This window comes from Nonomuraea dietziae, assembly GCF_014195505.1.
In the GTDB taxonomy this organism is placed as follows: domain Bacteria; phylum Actinomycetota; class Actinomycetes; order Streptosporangiales; family Streptosporangiaceae; genus Nonomuraea; species Nonomuraea roseola.
This window is the reverse complement of the sequence record NZ_JACIBV010000001.1, coordinates 6,433,985-6,449,388: the sequence shown is the minus strand read 5'-3', so window position 1 is coordinate 6,449,388 and position 15,404 is coordinate 6,433,985. Positions and strand designations below refer to the sequence as shown.

Below are 15,404 nucleotides of genomic sequence, written 5' to 3'. Positions count from 1 at the left end.
ACAGTCGCGTCGCGACTACAGGGAGAACGCTCTTCATGTCGCCGGACCTTCACCCGCACCGCTCTGGCGTGGACCTGGCCGAGCACGTCTCCCTGCTCCGCAGGCGCAAGGTCGTCTTCCTGCTCTGCCTTGCCACCGGCGTGCTCGGCGGCGCCACGCTGCTGCGCCTCACCCCGCCCTCCTACACCGCCACGACGCAGGTCCTCGTGGCCGCCACCGGCGTGCAGGAGCAGCCCAACCAGGTGACGGGAAGGCAGCGCGAGGCGCTCAACCTCGACACCGAGGCCCAGATCGCCCAGTCCGCGGTGGTCGCGGCCAAGGCCGCCGCACTGCTCAAGGCCACGCCCTCGCCCGCCGAGGTGACGGTCCCCCCGAACTCGGCCGTGCTGTCCATCGCCGTCACGGAGACCACCCCGGCCAGGGCCGCGGCCCAGTCGCGCGCCTACGCCCAGGCCTATCTGGCCCACCGCGCCGAGACCGCGCAGGCCGCGCTCACCACCCAGCTCAAGGCTCTGCTCACCAAGTTGAAGCAGGTCAACAAGAGCATGGCCAAGGCGGTCGAGGAGGTGGCCGAGCTACGCAAGGGCACGGCGGAGCACACCATCGCGGGCCAGCGCCAGAACGTGCTCAGCAGGCAGGTCTACAGCCTGACCATGAAGTACGACGCGCTCAAGACGGTCGCGGTGACGCCCGGCTACGTCATCAGCCAGGCGGCCGAGCCGACCTCGCCCAGCTCGCCCAGCCTGCCGCTCTACCTGGGCAGCGGGCTCATGCTCGGACTGCTCGCCGGCGCGGCGGCCGCCTACGGCCGCGACCGGCTCGATACGAGTCTGCGCGCTCCCTGCGACGTCGAGCGGTTGACGGGGCTGCCGGTGCTCGCGGACCTGTCGGGTCCCGCCGACCCCTCGGTGATGCACGACCTGGCCTCGTCGGTCGTGGCGGCCTGCCCCGGCCCCTCGCTGCTGGTGCGCGCGGTGCCCCCTGCGCTGGGCACCGCGGCGGTCGAGCCGCTGGGTGGCCGCGCGCGGATCGAGCTGCTCTACGGGTCCGACGTGGGGGATCTGGCCAGGGCGGCGGGCGCGTTGCTGGTCGTCGGGCTGGCGGCGGCTCGGGCGGGGGACGTTTCGCTGGCCGCGCGGCGTCTGGAACGGCACGGGGTGCCGATCATCGGCGCGGTGACGGTCGGCGGCGGGGCCACCGCAGGGAGCGCGACCGCCGCTTCCCCGATGACCCCGCGCCCGGCCCGTGGACGGCCCAGGGCAGCCGCTCGCGAGGCGACAGAGACCGCGCGTGCGGCGGTGAACCACACGTCAACGCGCCACACGCCGGTGGAAGACGCGCCGGTGGGGGGCGCTTCCGGCGGGTCCGCGCCTGCGGGTCCCGCGTTCGTGGGGCCGCTTCCCGCCCTTCCCGACGGCGCGGCCGCCGGTCCTCCCCCGCCGCGGCAGGGGGTGACGGGCAGGCCGGTCAACGGGATGAGCCCGGTCACGGGCGACATCCTCTCTTCCGGGAAGTCGTCAGGGATCTCCCAGCAGAAGGCGCCGGGCCGCTCCGCGGGAAAGGAGCCAGGTGTCGCCGTCTCCCGCGGGAACGCGACGGAGCAGGTCAGGAGGGCCGAGGCGGGCGACACCTCGCCGATTCCACAGGTGTCCGACACGTGACGCTGCCCGACGCCCCCACCACACGGAGCCGGGCGGCATGGCCGATCGCGGCCCTGCTGGTCGGCTATCCCGTGTGGTGGGCGCTGGGCTTCGGCGGCCTCGCGGTGATCGTCCTCGCCTTCCCCATGGCGTACGTCCTGTGGCGCAGGCGTCCGATCAGGGTGCCGCGCGGCCTCGGGCTGTGGGCGCTCCTGCTCGCCGGGTACGTGGTCAGCGCGCTGATGCTGACCGAGATGCCGCCCGACACCTACGGCGAGTTCGGCGCGGGCAGGATCATCGGCTACGTCATGCGCCTCGCGCTCTACCTCTCGCTCATGGTCATGGTGCTCTACCTCAGCAACCTCACCGAGCGCGAGCTGCCGCAGCTGCGCCTGGTGCGGATGCTCGGCGTGCTCTTCCTCACCACCGTGGCGGGCGGGCTGCTCGGCGTGCTCTTCCCGAGCTTCGCCTTCACCTCGCCGCTCGAACGCGTCCTGCCTGGCTGGATCGGCGGCAACCCCTTCGTCCAGAACCTCATCCACCCCACCGCCGCCCAGATCCAGAAGGTGCTCGGGCACGCCGCACCCCGCCCCGAGGCGCCCTTCGAGTGGGCCAACGCCTGGGGCAGCAACCTGTCGGTGCTGCTCGTCTGGTTCGTCGTGGGCTGGTGGGTGTACGGCGGGCCGCGCAGGAAGGCCGTGGCGGTGCTGCTCATCGCGGCCGCCGCCGTCCCCGTCGTCTACTCGCTCAACCGCGGCCTGTGGATCGGCCTCGGCCTGGCGGCGCTCTACCTGGTCGTGCGGGTCGGCGGGCGCACCCGCCTGGCCATCTGCGCGGCGGGGCTGGTGGGCGCGGCGGTGTTCGCCGCCAGCCCCCTGGCCGCCCTGGTCACCCAGCGGATCGACAACCCGCACAGCAACGACATCAGAGCCTTCACCGTCTCGGCCACCGTCGAGGCGGCGGGCGGCTCACCGTTCATCGGCTACGGCAACACCCGCAACGCCATGGGCAACCACCGCACGATCACCACCGGCAAGACCGACTGGTGCACCGAGTGCGGACACCCTCCGCTGGGCAGCGACGGCCAGCTGTGGCACCTGGTCATCACGCAGGGATTCGTCGGCGCGGCGCTCTACGTCGCCTTCTTCGTCGGCGCCATCCGCCGTCACTGGCCCGATCGCAGCCCGATCGGCCTGGCGGGGGTGCTCGTGATGCTCCTCGTGCTGCTCTACATGTTCGTCTACGACGGCCTGGTCACGCCGCTCAGCCTCTACCTCATCTCCTTCGCCCTCCTGTGGAGGAACGCTCATGCGTGATGCCCGCATCAGGCTGCGCTATCTCGGCCAGACCGTCCGCCTGCTCTATCCGGGGCCCGGCGCGCCACACCCCTACAGCCTGCTGCCGCATGCCGTACTCCCCCGGCGTCTGACGCCGCGCCGCTGGTGGCACGGTGCGTTCGGGCCGAAGGTCATGCTGCCTGTCGAAGGGTCGATCGAGACCCATCTGGGCGAGGTGTTCGGCACGCCCGTGCGCGCCACCCTCCACGTACGGCCCGCCCGCCGAGCCAACCGTAAGCCGATCCTGGAGCTCCACGCGGACGGCGAGCGTGTCGCCTTCGTGAAGATCGGCGACACGCCCCAGTCCCGCGACCTCATCACCAACGAGGCCGCCACGCTGAAGAGGCTGGCCGACCTGCCGCTGAAGACCGTGGTGCCGCCGATCGTGCTGCACCACGGGATGTGGAACGGCCTGGCCGTCCTGGCGATGTCCGCGCTGCCCGTGCGCAGGGGCAGGGTCGCGCCGTCCCTGCTCATCTCGGCCGTCAAGGAGATCGCCGCGACCGGCGGGCACGCGGGGCCCGCCTGGCACGGCGACCTGTCCCCGTGGAACATCGCTCCGACCGGCGACGGGCGGCTGCACGTGTGGGACTGGGAGCGCTACGAGGTGGGCGTCCCTCCAGGTTTCGACGCCGCCCACCACCTCTTCCAGCGCGCGCTGCGCCGCATGCCGCCCGACCAGGCCGCCAGGGCCTGCCTCGCCCAGTCGGTGCGGGTGCTCGCGCCACTCGGCCTGTCGTCGGCGCAGGCCAGGCTGACCGTGATCCGCTACCTCATCGCGCTCGCCGACCGGCACGCCGCCGACGGTTACGAGCCCCTAGGTCCCCCTGAGAACTGGCTGAACCCGCTTGTCGATCATCAGGAGCTGCTCACGTGAACGCCATGAAGCATTCGGTCCTGTCCGTCTCGCGCACCACGGGACGGCTGACCTCGGGCGGCCGGATGCTGCCGTCCTTCCTGATCATGGGCGCACAGCGCTGCGGCACCACCTCCCTCTACCGCGCACTCGCCCAGCACCCGCTGCTGCTGAAGCCCGTGCTGCACAAGGGCGTGCACTACTTCGACGTCGGCTACGGCAAGGGCATCTCCTGGTACCAGGGGCACTTCCCGCTGAAGGTGGGCGCGGCGCTGCTGAGAAAGAGGTACGGCAGGCAGCCCCTCGCCTTCGAGTCGGCCCCCTACTACCTGTACCACCCCCTGGCCGGCGAAAGGATCGCCAGAGACCTGCCGGGCGTGAAGCTGATCGTCCTGGTGCGCGACCCCGTCGAGCGGGCCTTCTCGGCCCACTCCCACGAGCTGGCCAGGGGCTATGAGACCGAGTCGCACTTCGAGTACGCGGTGGAGCTGGAGGTCAGGCGGCTGGCCGGGGCCGAGGAACGCCTGCGCGCCGAGCCGCACTCCGTCCACCACTCCCACCGCCACCACGCCTACCTGGCCCGCGGACGCTACGCCGAGCAGCTCGACAGGCTCGAGCCGCTGTTCGGGCGCGAGCGCATCCTCGTGATCGACAGCCACCGCTTCTTCGCCGAGCCCGAGCGGACCTACGCGCGCGTGCTGGAGTTCCTGAAGATGCCCCACATGGGCAACCCCGCCTTCGAGCGGCACAACGGGCGTTCCCGTCCCAAGCCGCTTCCGGAGTCGGTGCGCCAGACCCTGATGGAGCACTTCGAGGTGTACGACACGCAACTCGTGCCGTGGCTGGGCGGTGACCCCTCGTGGCGCCGGTGACGCCCGCGCGACGCGCCACGGGGAGCGGCGGCAGGCTCGGGCGGGTGGCCAGGGCGGGTCTGGCGGGGGTCACCGGAGCAGGGGTGAGCGCGCTGGCGCAGTTCCTCCTGGTCGTGATCGTGACCCGCACCTTCAGCGCCGAACAGGCGGGCACGTTCTTCACCGCCGTCGCGCTGGCGCTGATGGTCGCGGGCATCGCCAAGCTCGACGCGGGCAACGGCCTGATCTTCTTCGTCGCCCGCGCCAAGACCTACGACTATCGCGGCATCTCCGGCTATGTCAGGGCGGCGGTGACCCCTGGGGCGCTGCTCTCCACGGCCGCGGGCGTGGTGCTGTATCCCCTGCTCGGTCCGCTGGCGCTGGCGCTGCCGTTGATGGTGGTGGCCGACATCCTGCTCGCGGCGACCAGGGGCTTCGGCTCCATGCGGACGACCGTGCTGCTGGACGGCATGCTGCTGCCCGTGGCCCAGCTCGTCCTGGTCGCCGTCGTGGCCGCCGCGGCGCTGCCGTACCCGCAGGAGGCGCTGGCGGGGGCGTGGGCGGCGCCGTACCTGGTGGTGGCGGCGCTGGCGGCGCTGAGCCTGCGCCGACGGGTGCCGCGCACGCCGTACCTGCCGGGAACGGCGCGCGACCTGTGGCGGCACACCGCGCCGAGGTCGGCGGCGAGCGCGATCCAGGCGCTCTTCCAGCGCCTTGACATCGTGATCGTGGCCCTCCTGGCGGGCCCGGCCCAGGCGGCCATCTACACCGCCGCCACCAGGTTCAAGGTCGTCGGTCAGCTGGCCAGCCAGGGGCTCGCCCAGGCCGCCCAGCCCCGCCTGGTGCGCGCGCTGGCCGAAGGCGATCTGCCGAGGGCCCGTGAGCTCTACCAGGTGACGACCATGTGGCTGGTGCTGCTGACCTGGCCGGTCTGGCTCGGCTACGCCCTGCTCGCGCCGTGGCTGCTGCGGATCTTCGGCACGGGCTATGACGAGGCCCTGCCCGTCGCGCTGGTCCTGGCAGGGACGATGATGGTCGCCACGGCGTGCGGCATGGTCGACGTGGTCCTCATCTCGGCGGGCCACACCTCCGCCAGCCTCGCCAACCTCGTGGCGGCGGTCGCCGTCACCGTGCTGCTCGACCTGGCGCTGATCCCCGCGCACGGCGCGCTCGGTGCGGCCATGGGCTGGTCCGGCGGGGTGCTGGTGAAGAACCTGCTGCCGCTCTGGCAGATCCACCAGCGTTACGGTCTGCGCCCCTTCGGCCGCCACAGCCTGACCGCGCTCCGCTTCAGGTCGTGGGCGACCGCATGACGCCGATCCTGGTGACGGGGCTGCCCCGCAGCGGCACGAGCTGGGCGGGCAAGATGCTGGCCGCCTCGGGCGAGCTGGTCTACGTCAACGAGCCGCTCAACCCCCAGCACCCGCCCGGCCGCTGCCCCGGCGTGCTGCGGGCCTCGGTGACGCACCGCTTCCAGTACATCTGCGACGACAACTCCGCCGGCTGGCTGCCGGCCTTCCGCGACACCACGGCCCTGCGTTACGGCTTCCTCGCCGAGCTGCGCGCCAACCGCGCGCCGTACGACCTGGCCAGGCTGGCCCGCTACGGCTCGGCCTTCACCTGGGGCAGGCTCACCGGACGGCGGGCGCTGCTCGACGACCCCTTCGCCGTGCTCTCCTCCGGCTGGTTCGCCGGGCGGCTCGGCTGCACGGTGATCGCCCTGGTCCGCGACCCCGTCGCCCTTGTCGGCTCGTGGACCCGGCTCGGCTGGACCATCCATCTCGAGGAGCTGCTCGAGCAGCCGCTCCTGGTCCGCGACCATCCGGAGATGGAGGAGCTGCGCGCGCTGGCCGGCTCCCAGGACCGCATCGCCAAGGTGTGCGCGCTGTGGCGGGTCACGCGCTCCCTCCTGGCGCGCACCGAGGGCATCACCGTGGTCTCCTACGAGGAGCTCGCGCGCTCACCCCTCCAGGGCTTCCGCCGCCTGTACGACGTGGCGGGCCTGCGCTGGACGGCGGCGGCCGAGCGCCGCATCACGCGCGCGTGCACGGCCCGCGGCGAGGCTGACCGCGGTTTCGCCTGGTCGGGCCTCTCACGCACGGCCTACCGCCCCATGGACTCCAGCCAGGCGCTGAGCTCCTACCGCGAGCGCCTGACCACCGACGAGATCGACAGGGTGCGGGCGCTCACCGCCTGAGCAGCAGCGATCTGGTCAGCAATCTGGTCGCGAACGGCACGTCGTCGACGAGGTAGCGCCTGGCCAGCCGTCCCGGCTCGCTGGCCAGGCGGAACAGCCACTCGGTGCCGGTGCGCCGCATCCACAGCGGCGCCCTCGCGACCGACCCCGCCGCGAACGCGATCGCCGACCCGCACCCGACGAACCAGGTGCGGGGCAGGTGAGGTCGCAGGCCGGCGATCAGCCTGTCCTGCAGGGGGAAGCCGAGACCCACGAAGACGATCCTGGGCTGCGCCTCCACCAGCTTCTCCCTCACGCGCGCGACGCCCTCCTCGCTCCTGTCGAACCCGTACGGCGGAGCGTCCACCCCGCAGACCCGCAGCCCGCGACAGCCGTCGGCCAGCTCCCACGCCGCTCTCGCGGCCACTCCGGGAGGAGCGCCGAGCAGGTAGACCGGCCAGCCTCCGCGTGCCGCCATCGCGCTGAGCGACCAGATCAGGTCGGCTCCCGTCACCCTCTCGGGCAGCGCCTGGCGCAGCAGCCTGGAGGCCCACACCAGGGGCATGCCGTCGGCCACCACCACGTCGGCGGCGCTGACGAGCTCTCTGAGCGCCGGGTTGCCTGCGACGGCGCGGCAGATGTCGACGTTGGGGGTGACGAGGTGTCCGCCCTCACCCGCCTCCAGAGCGGCGGCCACCCACTCGACCGTCTGCTGTTCGGTGAACGGATCGAGCGGGACCCCCGCGACCGTCACCCTCGCGGGGCGGGAGGGCAGGCCGGCGGTCAAATGCCGTGCCCCCTGTCGTGCAGCAGCGAGAGCACCGCTGGAGCGGAGACGAACCCCGCGGCGACGGCGAGCGCGATCGGGGCGCGGGGCTCGCCCGCCCTGGCGGCGAAGGTGCGCAGCGCCCACCTGCCCGCTTCCCTGCGCCGCCCCATCGCGGCGTGGTGGAAGGCGAGTTGACCGTAGATCCGCGCCGCGCCGCGCGGATCCACGGCCAGTTCTGGGTGCCGGGCGAGCATCCACTCCAGCCCGGCGATGCGGTCGGCCCACTTGGTGACGTACTGTGACGCGCCCCAACGAACCCGGACGAGCGGACTGTCGACGTGCGCGATCGGCTGCCGCTTGGCGGCGCGCAGCGCGAGATCCCAGTCCTCGTTCTGGCCCATGGGCGCGCTCTCGTCGACCCAGTAGGCGCCGCGTCTGAACACGAAAGTCGAGGAGTGCACCATCACCATCCGCGAGCGCACCAGGTCGGCCTTGGTGACCTGGGTGAGGCCCGCGAGCCTCGGCACGCGGCGCGTGCCGTACTCGACCTCGATGGCGCAGCTGGAGAAGTCGGCGCCAGGACCGAGCGCCTCCGACTGCGCGGCGAGCTTGCCTGGCAGCCAGACGTCGTCGTCGTCGCAGAAGGCGACCAGGTCGGTGTCGGAGGCGGCGATGCCGGTGTTGCGGGCGCCTGGCAGGCCGGGGCTGAGCCGGTTGGGCAGCACGCGCACGCAGTGCGGCTCGTCACCCTTCGACCTGGGCGCGACCACGTCGGCGATCTGCTCGGCCACCGCGATCGGATCGCCGCCGTCGACCACGACGACCAGGTCGATCCTGCCCGGATAGTCCTGGGTGAGCACCGCGCGGGTGGCCGCCCTGAGCTGCTCCGGACGCTTGCCCGTCGTGGGGATCACCACGCCGACCGAAGGAGTCATGCCGCCGCTCCGCGATAGCCGTACCTGGTCATGAGAGGGGCCGTGAGGCCCGAGACCACGGCGCGCTGGACGGCGGGCAGGCCGCCGCGCCAGGCGTCGTCGTGGGAGAGCTCGACCTGGCCGACCGCGAACCGCATGGGGTTGCCCGAGACGGTGTGCGCGCGGCCGAGGCTGACGGTGGTGCCGTCGAGGAAGCCGAGGCTCGTGTCGAGGCCGAGGCGCTCGGCGAGGTCGGTCAGCGTGGCGCGGGGGTCGGCGAGCAGGTCCTCGTAGCGGACCCTGGTCACCTCGACCCCCCGCGCGGCGAGCAGGTCGAGAGCGAGGTTCTGCGCGCTCCAGTGCAGGGAGGTGCGCATGGCGCCCCATCGGGTCATGTGGCTGCCGTCCTCGGGCCTCGGGACCGTCCTGCGCCAGGAGTGGGCCACCGCGCGCGGGTCGCGCACGACGTGCACCACGTGCGGCTGCACGCCCCCTGCCGCCAGGCAGAAGGCCAGCGAGGCGTGCTTGCTGGAGTCGACGACGGCCGCGCCGCCCGCGACCTGGAGCGCCGCGTTGTAGACGCTGCGGTAGGCGGCGACGTACTCGGCCAGGTCGGGGTGGCCGACGGCGGGGATGCGCCTGGTGCGATCGACCCTGCGGCGCAGCCGGAGCACCCGCTCGGCCAGCTCGCGCGACCAGCCGCCGAAGGCCCGCTCGCCGACCTCGCGCCAGAACGGGCACCGGGGGAACGCCTCGCCGCACCCGCACAGCTCGCCGGCGACCACGCCGCGGGCCCACAGGTGGACCACCTCGCCGAGCGGCACGACCCCTGGCAGCTCGCCGAGGAGGCGCTCGAGCAGCGTGGTGCCGCTGCGGCCAAGCCCACCCAGAAAGATCACCCGGTCGGTCACAGTATGCCTCCGGCGGTGCGCGGTGAATACGGACCGTGGAGACGTTAGCGCGGAGAGTAATCAAAGTGTCAGTGAACGACAAAGGATCTACCTAAGGAACGCGACAGGGCCGTGGTCACCGACCACGGCCCTGGGGAACGCTCCTGACTACGCTCTGGCGTCGACGATCATGCCGGCGCCGACCGTGGTGTTCGTGGACTCGTCCACGAGGATGAATCCACCGGTCATCCGGTTGCGCGCGTAGTCGTCGACGAACAGCGGCTGGGTGACCCGCAGCGACACCCTGCCGATCTCGTTCAGACCGAGCGAGGTCGCGCCCTCGTCGCGGTGCAGGGTGTTGACGTCGAGCCGGTAGTGCAGCTCACGCACCAGCGCCCTGGCCGTCCTGGTGGTGTGCTTGATGCTCAGCTTGGACCGCGGCGCCAGCTTCACCCCGTCGGCCATCCAGCAGACCATCGCCTCAAGCTCCTGAGCGACCTGCGGCTTGTTGTTCGGCCTGCAGATCATGTCGCCGCGGGAGATGTCGATGTGGTCCTCCAGGCGGAGGGTGACCGACATGGGCGGGAAGGCCTCCTCGACGGGGCCGTCGAAGGTGTCGATCGAGGCGATCCTGGTGGCCAGCCCGGACGGCAGGTGCAGCACCTCGTCACCGGGCTTCAGCACGCCGCCCGCGACCTGGCCCGCGTAGCCACGGTAGTCGTGGAACTCGGTCTTGTGCGGCCTGATGACGTACTGCACGGGGAAGCGCACGTCGACCAGGTTGCGGTCGGAGGCGATGTGCACGTTCTCCAGGTGGTGCAGCAGCGAGGTGCCCTGGTACCAGGGCATGTTCTCCGACCGGGAGACCACGTTGTCGCCGTTGAGCGCGGAGATCGGGATGAAGGTCAGGTCGGCCACGTTGAGCTTGGAGGCGAAGGCGGTGAACTCCTCGCGGATCTCCTCGAACCGCTCCTGGGAGTAGTCGACGAGGTCCATCTTGTTCACCGCGAGCACCAGGTGGGGCACCCGCAGCAGCGAGGTGAGGAAGGCGTGCCTGCGCGACTGCTCCAGCACGCCCTTGCGCGCGTCGATCAGGATGATGGCCAGATCGGCGGTGGAGGCGCCGGTCACCATGTTGCGGGTGTACTGGATGTGCCCGGGGGTGTCGGCGATGATGAACTTGCGCTTGGGCGTGGCGAAGTAGCGGTAGGCCACGTCGATCGTGATGCCCTGCTCCCGCTCGGCCCGCAGGCCGTCGGTCAGCAGCGACAGGTCGGTGTACTCGGTGCCGCGATCGCGCGAGGTGCGCTCGACCGCCTCGAGCTGGTCCTCGAAGATCGCCTTGGAGTCGAACAGCAGGCGGCCGATCAGCGTGGACTTGCCGTCGTCGACGGACCCGGCGGTGGCGAAACGAAGAATGTCCATTTTTTAGAAGTAGCCTTCGCGCTTGCGGTCTTCCATCGCGGCCTCGGAGGCCCGGTCGTCGGCGCGGGTCGCGCCACGCTCGGTGATCCTCGTCGCCGCGATCTCCTCGATGATCTCCTCGACCGTCGCGGCGGCCGACTGCACCGCGCCCGTGCAGGTCATGTCGCCGACCGTGCGGTAGCGGACCACCGCCTCGAACAGCGGCTCGTCGTCGCCCCTGCTCACCACGAGGTCGTCGGGCAGCAGCATGCCGTCGCGCTCGAAGACCTTGCGGGTGTGGGCGAAGTAGATCGAGGGGATCTCGATGCCCTCACGGCGGATGTAGTCCCAGATGTCGAGCTCGGTCCAGTTCGACAGCGGGAAGACCCTGATGTGCTCGCCCTTGCGGATGCGCGCGTTGTAGAGGTTCCACAGTTCGGGACGCTGATTCTTCGGGTCCCACTGGCCGAACTCGTCGCGGAAGGAGAACACCCGCTCCTTGGCGCGGGCCTTCTCCTCGTCGCGCCTGGCACCACCGAAGACCGCGTCGAACTCGTGGTCCTCGATCGCGTCGAGCAGCGTGGTGGTCTGCAGGCGGTTGCGCGAGGCGCGCCGCCCTGTCTCCTCGGTGACGCGGCCGGCGTCGATGGAGTCCTGGACGCTGGCCACCACCAGCCGGGCGCCGAGCTCGGCGGAGCGCCGGTCACGGAACTCGATGACCTCGGGGAAGTTGTGCCCGGTGTCGACGTGCATGAGCGGGAAGGGGATCGGCGCCGGCCAGAAGGCCTTCTCCGCGATGCGCAGCATCACGATGGAGTCCTTGCCACCGGAGAAGAGCAGACACGGGCGCTCGAACTCCGCCGCCACCTCACGCATGATGTGGATGGCCTCGGCCTCGAGAACGTCGAGTTGCGACGTGGTGTAGTCGCGCTGAAGCATGGGGGCTTCCTCCGGCATTAGCGGTGCAGGTCGCGGATCCCGGCGAGCAACGTTGGCGCCAGCTCCGGTAGGGAAACAAGGATATCCGGAAGAGTGGGGTCCTCCTGGTTATAGGCCAGCTCGGAGCCGTCGATTCGGCTCGCGTGGGCCCCTGAGGCGAGCGCGACCGCCACCGGCGCGGCGGAATCCCACTCGTACTGCCCGCCCGCGTGCACGTACGCCTCGACCTCACCCGTCAGGACGGCGGAGATCTTCGCCCCCGCCGAACCGATCGGCACGAGGTCGGCCCCGGCGAGGTAGGCGAGTTTCTGCACGAACTGGGGCGGCCTGGTGCGACTGACCGCGATGCGGAACCTGCCGCCTTCGTAGGGCGCGAGCTTGGGCGGCTCGGCCGTGGACAGCGTGCGGCCCTGAGCGGGCAGCGCCACCGCTCCTGCCACCAGCTCGCCGCGCTCCCACAGCGCGACGTGGACCGCCCAGTCTTCGCGGCCCTCCTCGGCGAACTCTCTTGTGCCGTCGAGCGGATCGACGATCCACACCCGCTCGGCCGTACGTCTGGCCGGATCCTCCCGCTCCTCGCGGGTGGCCTCCTCGGACAGCACGCTGTCGCTGGGCCGCAGCCGCGCCAGCGCCTCCGTCAGGAAGACGTGGGCCTGCCTGTCGCCCTCGGCTCTCAGGGCGGGAGGATGCTCGAAGCCCTCGCGCCCGCGCAGCGAGAGCAGCCGCTCTCCCGCCTCCGTGGCCAGGTCGGAGGCGAGGGCGTGGTCGTCGCGAATCGTCATCAGTAAGCTCCTTGCCCGCGGGCGACGGCCGACCAAGTCTTCCACAGGATCTGCAGATCCAGCATGAGGGACCAGTTCTCGACGTAACGCAGGTCGAGGCGTACGGATTCCTCCCACGACAGATCTGACCTGCCCGAAACCTGCCACAGCCCCGTCAGCCCCGGGCGCACCAGCAGCCGCCTGCGGACGTCGTCGCCGTACTGCGCGACCTCCTCGGGAAGCGGGGGCCTGGGGCCGACCAGAGACATGTGACCGAACAGCACGTTGATCAGCTGGGGCAGCTCGTCGAGGGAGTGGCGTCGCATCAACGCCCCCAGAGCCGTCACCCGCGGATCGTCGCGCACCTTGAACAGCACGCCGTCGGCGTCGCTGACCAGTTCCACCTTCATCCGCTCCGCGTCTTGCCGCATCGTGCGGAACTTCACGATGGTGAAGAGCCTGCCGTCCCTGCCCACCCTGGTCTGCCTGAACAGCGCGGGCCCAGGACTGCTCACGCGGACGGCGAGCGCCAGCCCCAGCAGTAACGGTGCGATCAGCACGAGAAGCACCCCCGCCACCACCCTGTCGAAGACGTTCTTCACCAGTTGCCTGGCCCCTGCCAGCTCAGGGTGCTCCACGTGGAGCAACGGCAGCCCGGCGGCGGGGCGGATGGTCGTGCGCGGCCCCGCCACCTCCATCAGGGCGGGCGCCACGACCAGCTCGGTGTGGGTCTTCTCCAGCCGCCACGCCAGGCGGCGCAGCGCCAGGCCGTCCATCTCCTGGCAGGCGAGGACCGCCACCGTGTCGGCGTCGACCTGGGCCACCACCAGCGGCACGTCGGCGAAGCCGCCCGCCACCGGCACGTCGCCCACCCTGCTTCGAGAGGTGTCGTCAGGAAGGCAGGCGGCCACGATCTCCATGCCGTGGTAGCGCTCCCTGCGGAACCTGCTCACGAGCTCGGCGACGCCCGCCTCGTGGCCCACCGCCACGACCCTGTGCATGCACTGCCCCTCGGCCCTGCGCCGGTGCAGCGCGCGGCGCAGGCCGTACCTGAAGAGCACGGTGAGCAGCGTCGTCAACGGCAGTGCCAGCACGACGTAGCCGCGCGCGACCTCGGTCTTGGTGGCGTAGGCGCAGATCGCCATGGCGGCGGTCAGCGCCATCCCGCACCTGACGACCCTGCGGAACTCCTCCGAGCCGATGCCGATCAGGCGAGGCTCGTAGGCCCTGTTGAGCGCCATGGCGCAGACCCACACGGGCGGCAGCGCGAGGCTGAGCAGGATGTACGGCGTGGCGTAGGGCGTGAGCTCGCCGAACCTGGCGACGAAGGCCAGCATCGCCCCCGCCACCGCGCAGCCGAGATCGGCCCCGAGCGCCTGGAGACGGTAGGACCGCACCCATCCGGGCATGCGGGGGCCGGCTCGCCAGACGAGCGGCGGCTCGACCTTCGCGACCGTCATCAGCCCCTCCACGCGGCCCCCCGTGACCGTTGTTCAACAGACAGTCATGGAATGGTAGCGGTGGGTAGCCGCGCGTGGCGCCGATTCAGCGAGGAGGAGCCGAGATGTTCAGATCGAGGCTGTGGAACGCGTTCTGCGTCGCCTCGAGACCCTTCTCGACGAGCGACTCGACCACATCGGCCGCCCTGTCGACCAGGAACGCCAGATCCTTGCGCTCGGCGGTGCCGAAGTCCTTCAGCACGAAGGCGGCGGCGTCCATGCGGCCGGGGGGACGGCCGATGCCGAACCGCACCCGCAGGTAGTCGCGCGTCGCCAGCGACTTGGTGATGGACTTCAGGCCGTTGTGGCCGTTGTCTCCGCCGCCCAGCTTGGCGCGGAGCGCGCCGTAGGGGATGTCGAGCTCGTCGTGGATCACGATCAGGCGCTCGGGGCCGATCTTGTAGAAGTCGGCGAGCAGCTTCGTCGGGCCGCCCGACAGGTTCATGTACGTCTGCGGCTTGGCCAGCACGGCGCCCCTGGTCTCCAGCACGTGCGCGCGACTCTTGTGCGCCTTGAACCTGCCGCCCGCCCTGGCGGCCAGCTCGTCAAGGACCATGAAACCGGCGTTGTGCCTGTTGCCCTCGTACTCGGCCCCAGGGTTGCCGAGACCGACGATCAGCCAGCGATCCATCGCGCTCCTCCATACGGCAACGGGGCGAGCCGGGCACATGGCCCGGCCGCCCCGTCAGTGGCTCTGCGGCCCGTGTTACTCGGCGGCCTCGGCGCTCTCGCCCGCGCCCACCTCGGCGGCCTCGCCCTCAGCGGCCTCGGCCTCGGCGGTGGGCTCCTCGGTCGGCTTGGCGTTGACCTGGATGATCACGGTCTCGGGGTCCGCGGTCAGGGTCGCGCCCTTCGGCAGCTTGAGGTCGCCGGCGGTGATGACCGAGCCGACCGTCAGACCCTCGACGTCGACCTCGACGCCGGTCGGGATGTGGGTGGCCTCGGCCTCGACGGCGATCGAGACGAGCTGCTGGTCGAGCAGGCCCTCGGAGTTGACGTCACCGGTGGTGGTGACGGGGATCTCGACGGTGACCTTCTCGCCGCGCTTGACCAGGAGCAGGTCGACGTGCTCGACGAAGCCCTTGATCGGGTCGCGCTGGACGCCCTTGGGCAGGGCCAGCTCGTCCACGCCGTCGCCCTGCAGGCGGATCAGGACGTTGGCGGTGCGCAGCGCGAGAAGGACCTCGTGGCCGGGCAGCGTGAGGTGCTTGGGGTCGATGCCGTGCCCGTAGAGAACGGCGGGCACCTTGTCGGCGCGACGGATCTTGCGGGCGGCGCCCTTGCCGAACTCGGTACGGGTTTCGGCGGCGATACGTACTTCGGACACGACATCTCCTAGGGATGCATGAGATCGGATACTGCGTTCCC

15 protein-coding genes are annotated in these 15,404 nt (G+C 71.3%); 6 read left to right on the top strand and 9 right to left on the bottom strand.

The window, feature by feature from the left end; all coding sequences use genetic code 11:
- Positions 1–35 precede the first annotated feature (35 nt).
- Genes FHR33_RS30875 through FHR33_RS30850 form a run of 6 tightly spaced genes read left to right on the top strand, consistent with a single transcriptional unit; the run spans position 36 to position 6,881 of the window.
- Entirely contained in the window at positions 36–1,661 is a 1,626-nt protein-coding gene (locus FHR33_RS30875) for a Wzz/FepE/Etk N-terminal domain-containing protein (RefSeq protein ID WP_183655121.1), read from the top strand.
- A complete protein-coding gene (locus FHR33_RS30870; RefSeq protein WP_312895794.1) occupies positions 1,658–2,956 on the top strand; it encodes a hypothetical protein in 1,299 nt (432 codons plus the stop codon). Before FHR33_RS30875 ends, FHR33_RS30870 begins: the two co-directional genes overlap by 4 nt.
- The gene (locus FHR33_RS30865; protein WP_183655118.1) at positions 2,949–3,854 is read left to right on the top strand and encodes an RIO2 family protein; all 906 of its coding nucleotides are present in this window, start codon (positions 2,949–2,951) and stop codon (positions 3,852–3,854) included. Before FHR33_RS30870 ends, FHR33_RS30865 begins: the two co-directional genes overlap by 8 nt.
- Before the next feature lie 5 nt (positions 3,855–3,859).
- Positions 3,860–4,705, top strand: a complete 846-nt coding sequence (locus tag FHR33_RS30860; protein WP_183655114.1) for a sulfotransferase domain-containing protein — start codon at positions 3,860–3,862, stop codon at positions 4,703–4,705.
- Positions 4,702–5,997 (top strand): lipopolysaccharide biosynthesis protein, encoded by a 1,296-nt coding sequence (locus tag FHR33_RS30855; RefSeq protein WP_312895793.1) that lies wholly within the window; start codon positions 4,702–4,704, stop codon positions 5,995–5,997. Before FHR33_RS30860 ends, FHR33_RS30855 begins: the two co-directional genes overlap by 4 nt.
- Positions 5,982–6,881 carry a sulfotransferase domain-containing protein gene (locus FHR33_RS30850; protein ID WP_312895792.1) on the top strand — a complete coding sequence of 300 codons (900 nt, stop codon included), beginning with the start codon at positions 5,982–5,984 and terminating at the stop codon, positions 6,879–6,881. The genes FHR33_RS30855 and FHR33_RS30850 overlap by 16 nt, the downstream gene beginning before the upstream one ends.
- Here the strand turns inward: FHR33_RS30850 and FHR33_RS30845 are convergent.
- From FHR33_RS30845 to FHR33_RS30805, 9 genes are all read right to left on the bottom strand, one after another.
- Positions 6,871–7,647, bottom strand: coding sequence for a WecB/TagA/CpsF family glycosyltransferase (locus FHR33_RS30845; RefSeq protein ID WP_246452234.1), 777 nt, complete (start codon positions 7,645–7,647; stop codon positions 6,871–6,873). The genes FHR33_RS30850 and FHR33_RS30845 overlap by 11 nt on opposite strands.
- The gene (locus FHR33_RS30840) at positions 7,644–8,564 is read right to left on the bottom strand and encodes a glycosyltransferase family 2 protein (protein WP_183655108.1); all 921 of its coding nucleotides are present in this window, start codon (positions 8,562–8,564) and stop codon (positions 7,644–7,646) included. The genes FHR33_RS30845 and FHR33_RS30840 overlap by 4 nt, the downstream gene beginning before the upstream one ends.
- Positions 8,561–9,439 (bottom strand): sulfotransferase family protein, encoded by an 879-nt coding sequence (locus FHR33_RS30835; protein ID WP_183660393.1) that lies wholly within the window; start codon positions 9,437–9,439, stop codon positions 8,561–8,563. Before FHR33_RS30835 ends, FHR33_RS30840 begins: the two co-directional genes overlap by 4 nt.
- Positions 9,440–9,601: 162 nt before the next feature.
- A complete protein-coding gene (gene cysN / locus FHR33_RS30830) occupies positions 9,602–10,858 on the bottom strand; it encodes a sulfate adenylyltransferase subunit CysN (RefSeq protein ID WP_183655105.1) in 1,257 nt (418 codons plus the stop codon).
- Positions 10,859–10,861: 3 nt separating this feature from the next.
- Positions 10,862–11,776, bottom strand: a complete 915-nt coding sequence (cysD, locus tag FHR33_RS30825) for a sulfate adenylyltransferase subunit CysD (protein WP_183655102.1) — start codon at positions 11,774–11,776, stop codon at positions 10,862–10,864.
- Between the two features lie 17 nt (positions 11,777–11,793).
- Entirely contained in the window at positions 11,794–12,558 is a 765-nt protein-coding gene (locus FHR33_RS30820) for a 3'(2'),5'-bisphosphate nucleotidase CysQ (protein WP_183655099.1), read from the bottom strand.
- A complete protein-coding gene (locus tag FHR33_RS30815) occupies positions 12,558–13,997 on the bottom strand; it encodes a sugar transferase (RefSeq protein WP_246452232.1) in 1,440 nt (479 codons plus the stop codon). Before FHR33_RS30815 ends, FHR33_RS30820 begins: the two co-directional genes overlap by 1 nt.
- 85 nt (positions 13,998–14,082) lie before the next feature.
- Positions 14,083–14,667: an aminoacyl-tRNA hydrolase gene (gene pth / locus FHR33_RS30810; protein ID WP_183655097.1), complete on the bottom strand. Its 585-nt coding sequence runs from the start codon at positions 14,665–14,667 to the stop codon at positions 14,083–14,085.
- Positions 14,668–14,742: 75 nt separating this feature from the next.
- Positions 14,743–15,363 (bottom strand): 50S ribosomal protein L25/general stress protein Ctc, encoded by a 621-nt coding sequence (locus FHR33_RS30805; protein ID WP_183655095.1) that lies wholly within the window; start codon positions 15,361–15,363, stop codon positions 14,743–14,745.
- Between the last annotated feature and the right edge of the window lie 41 nt (positions 15,364–15,404).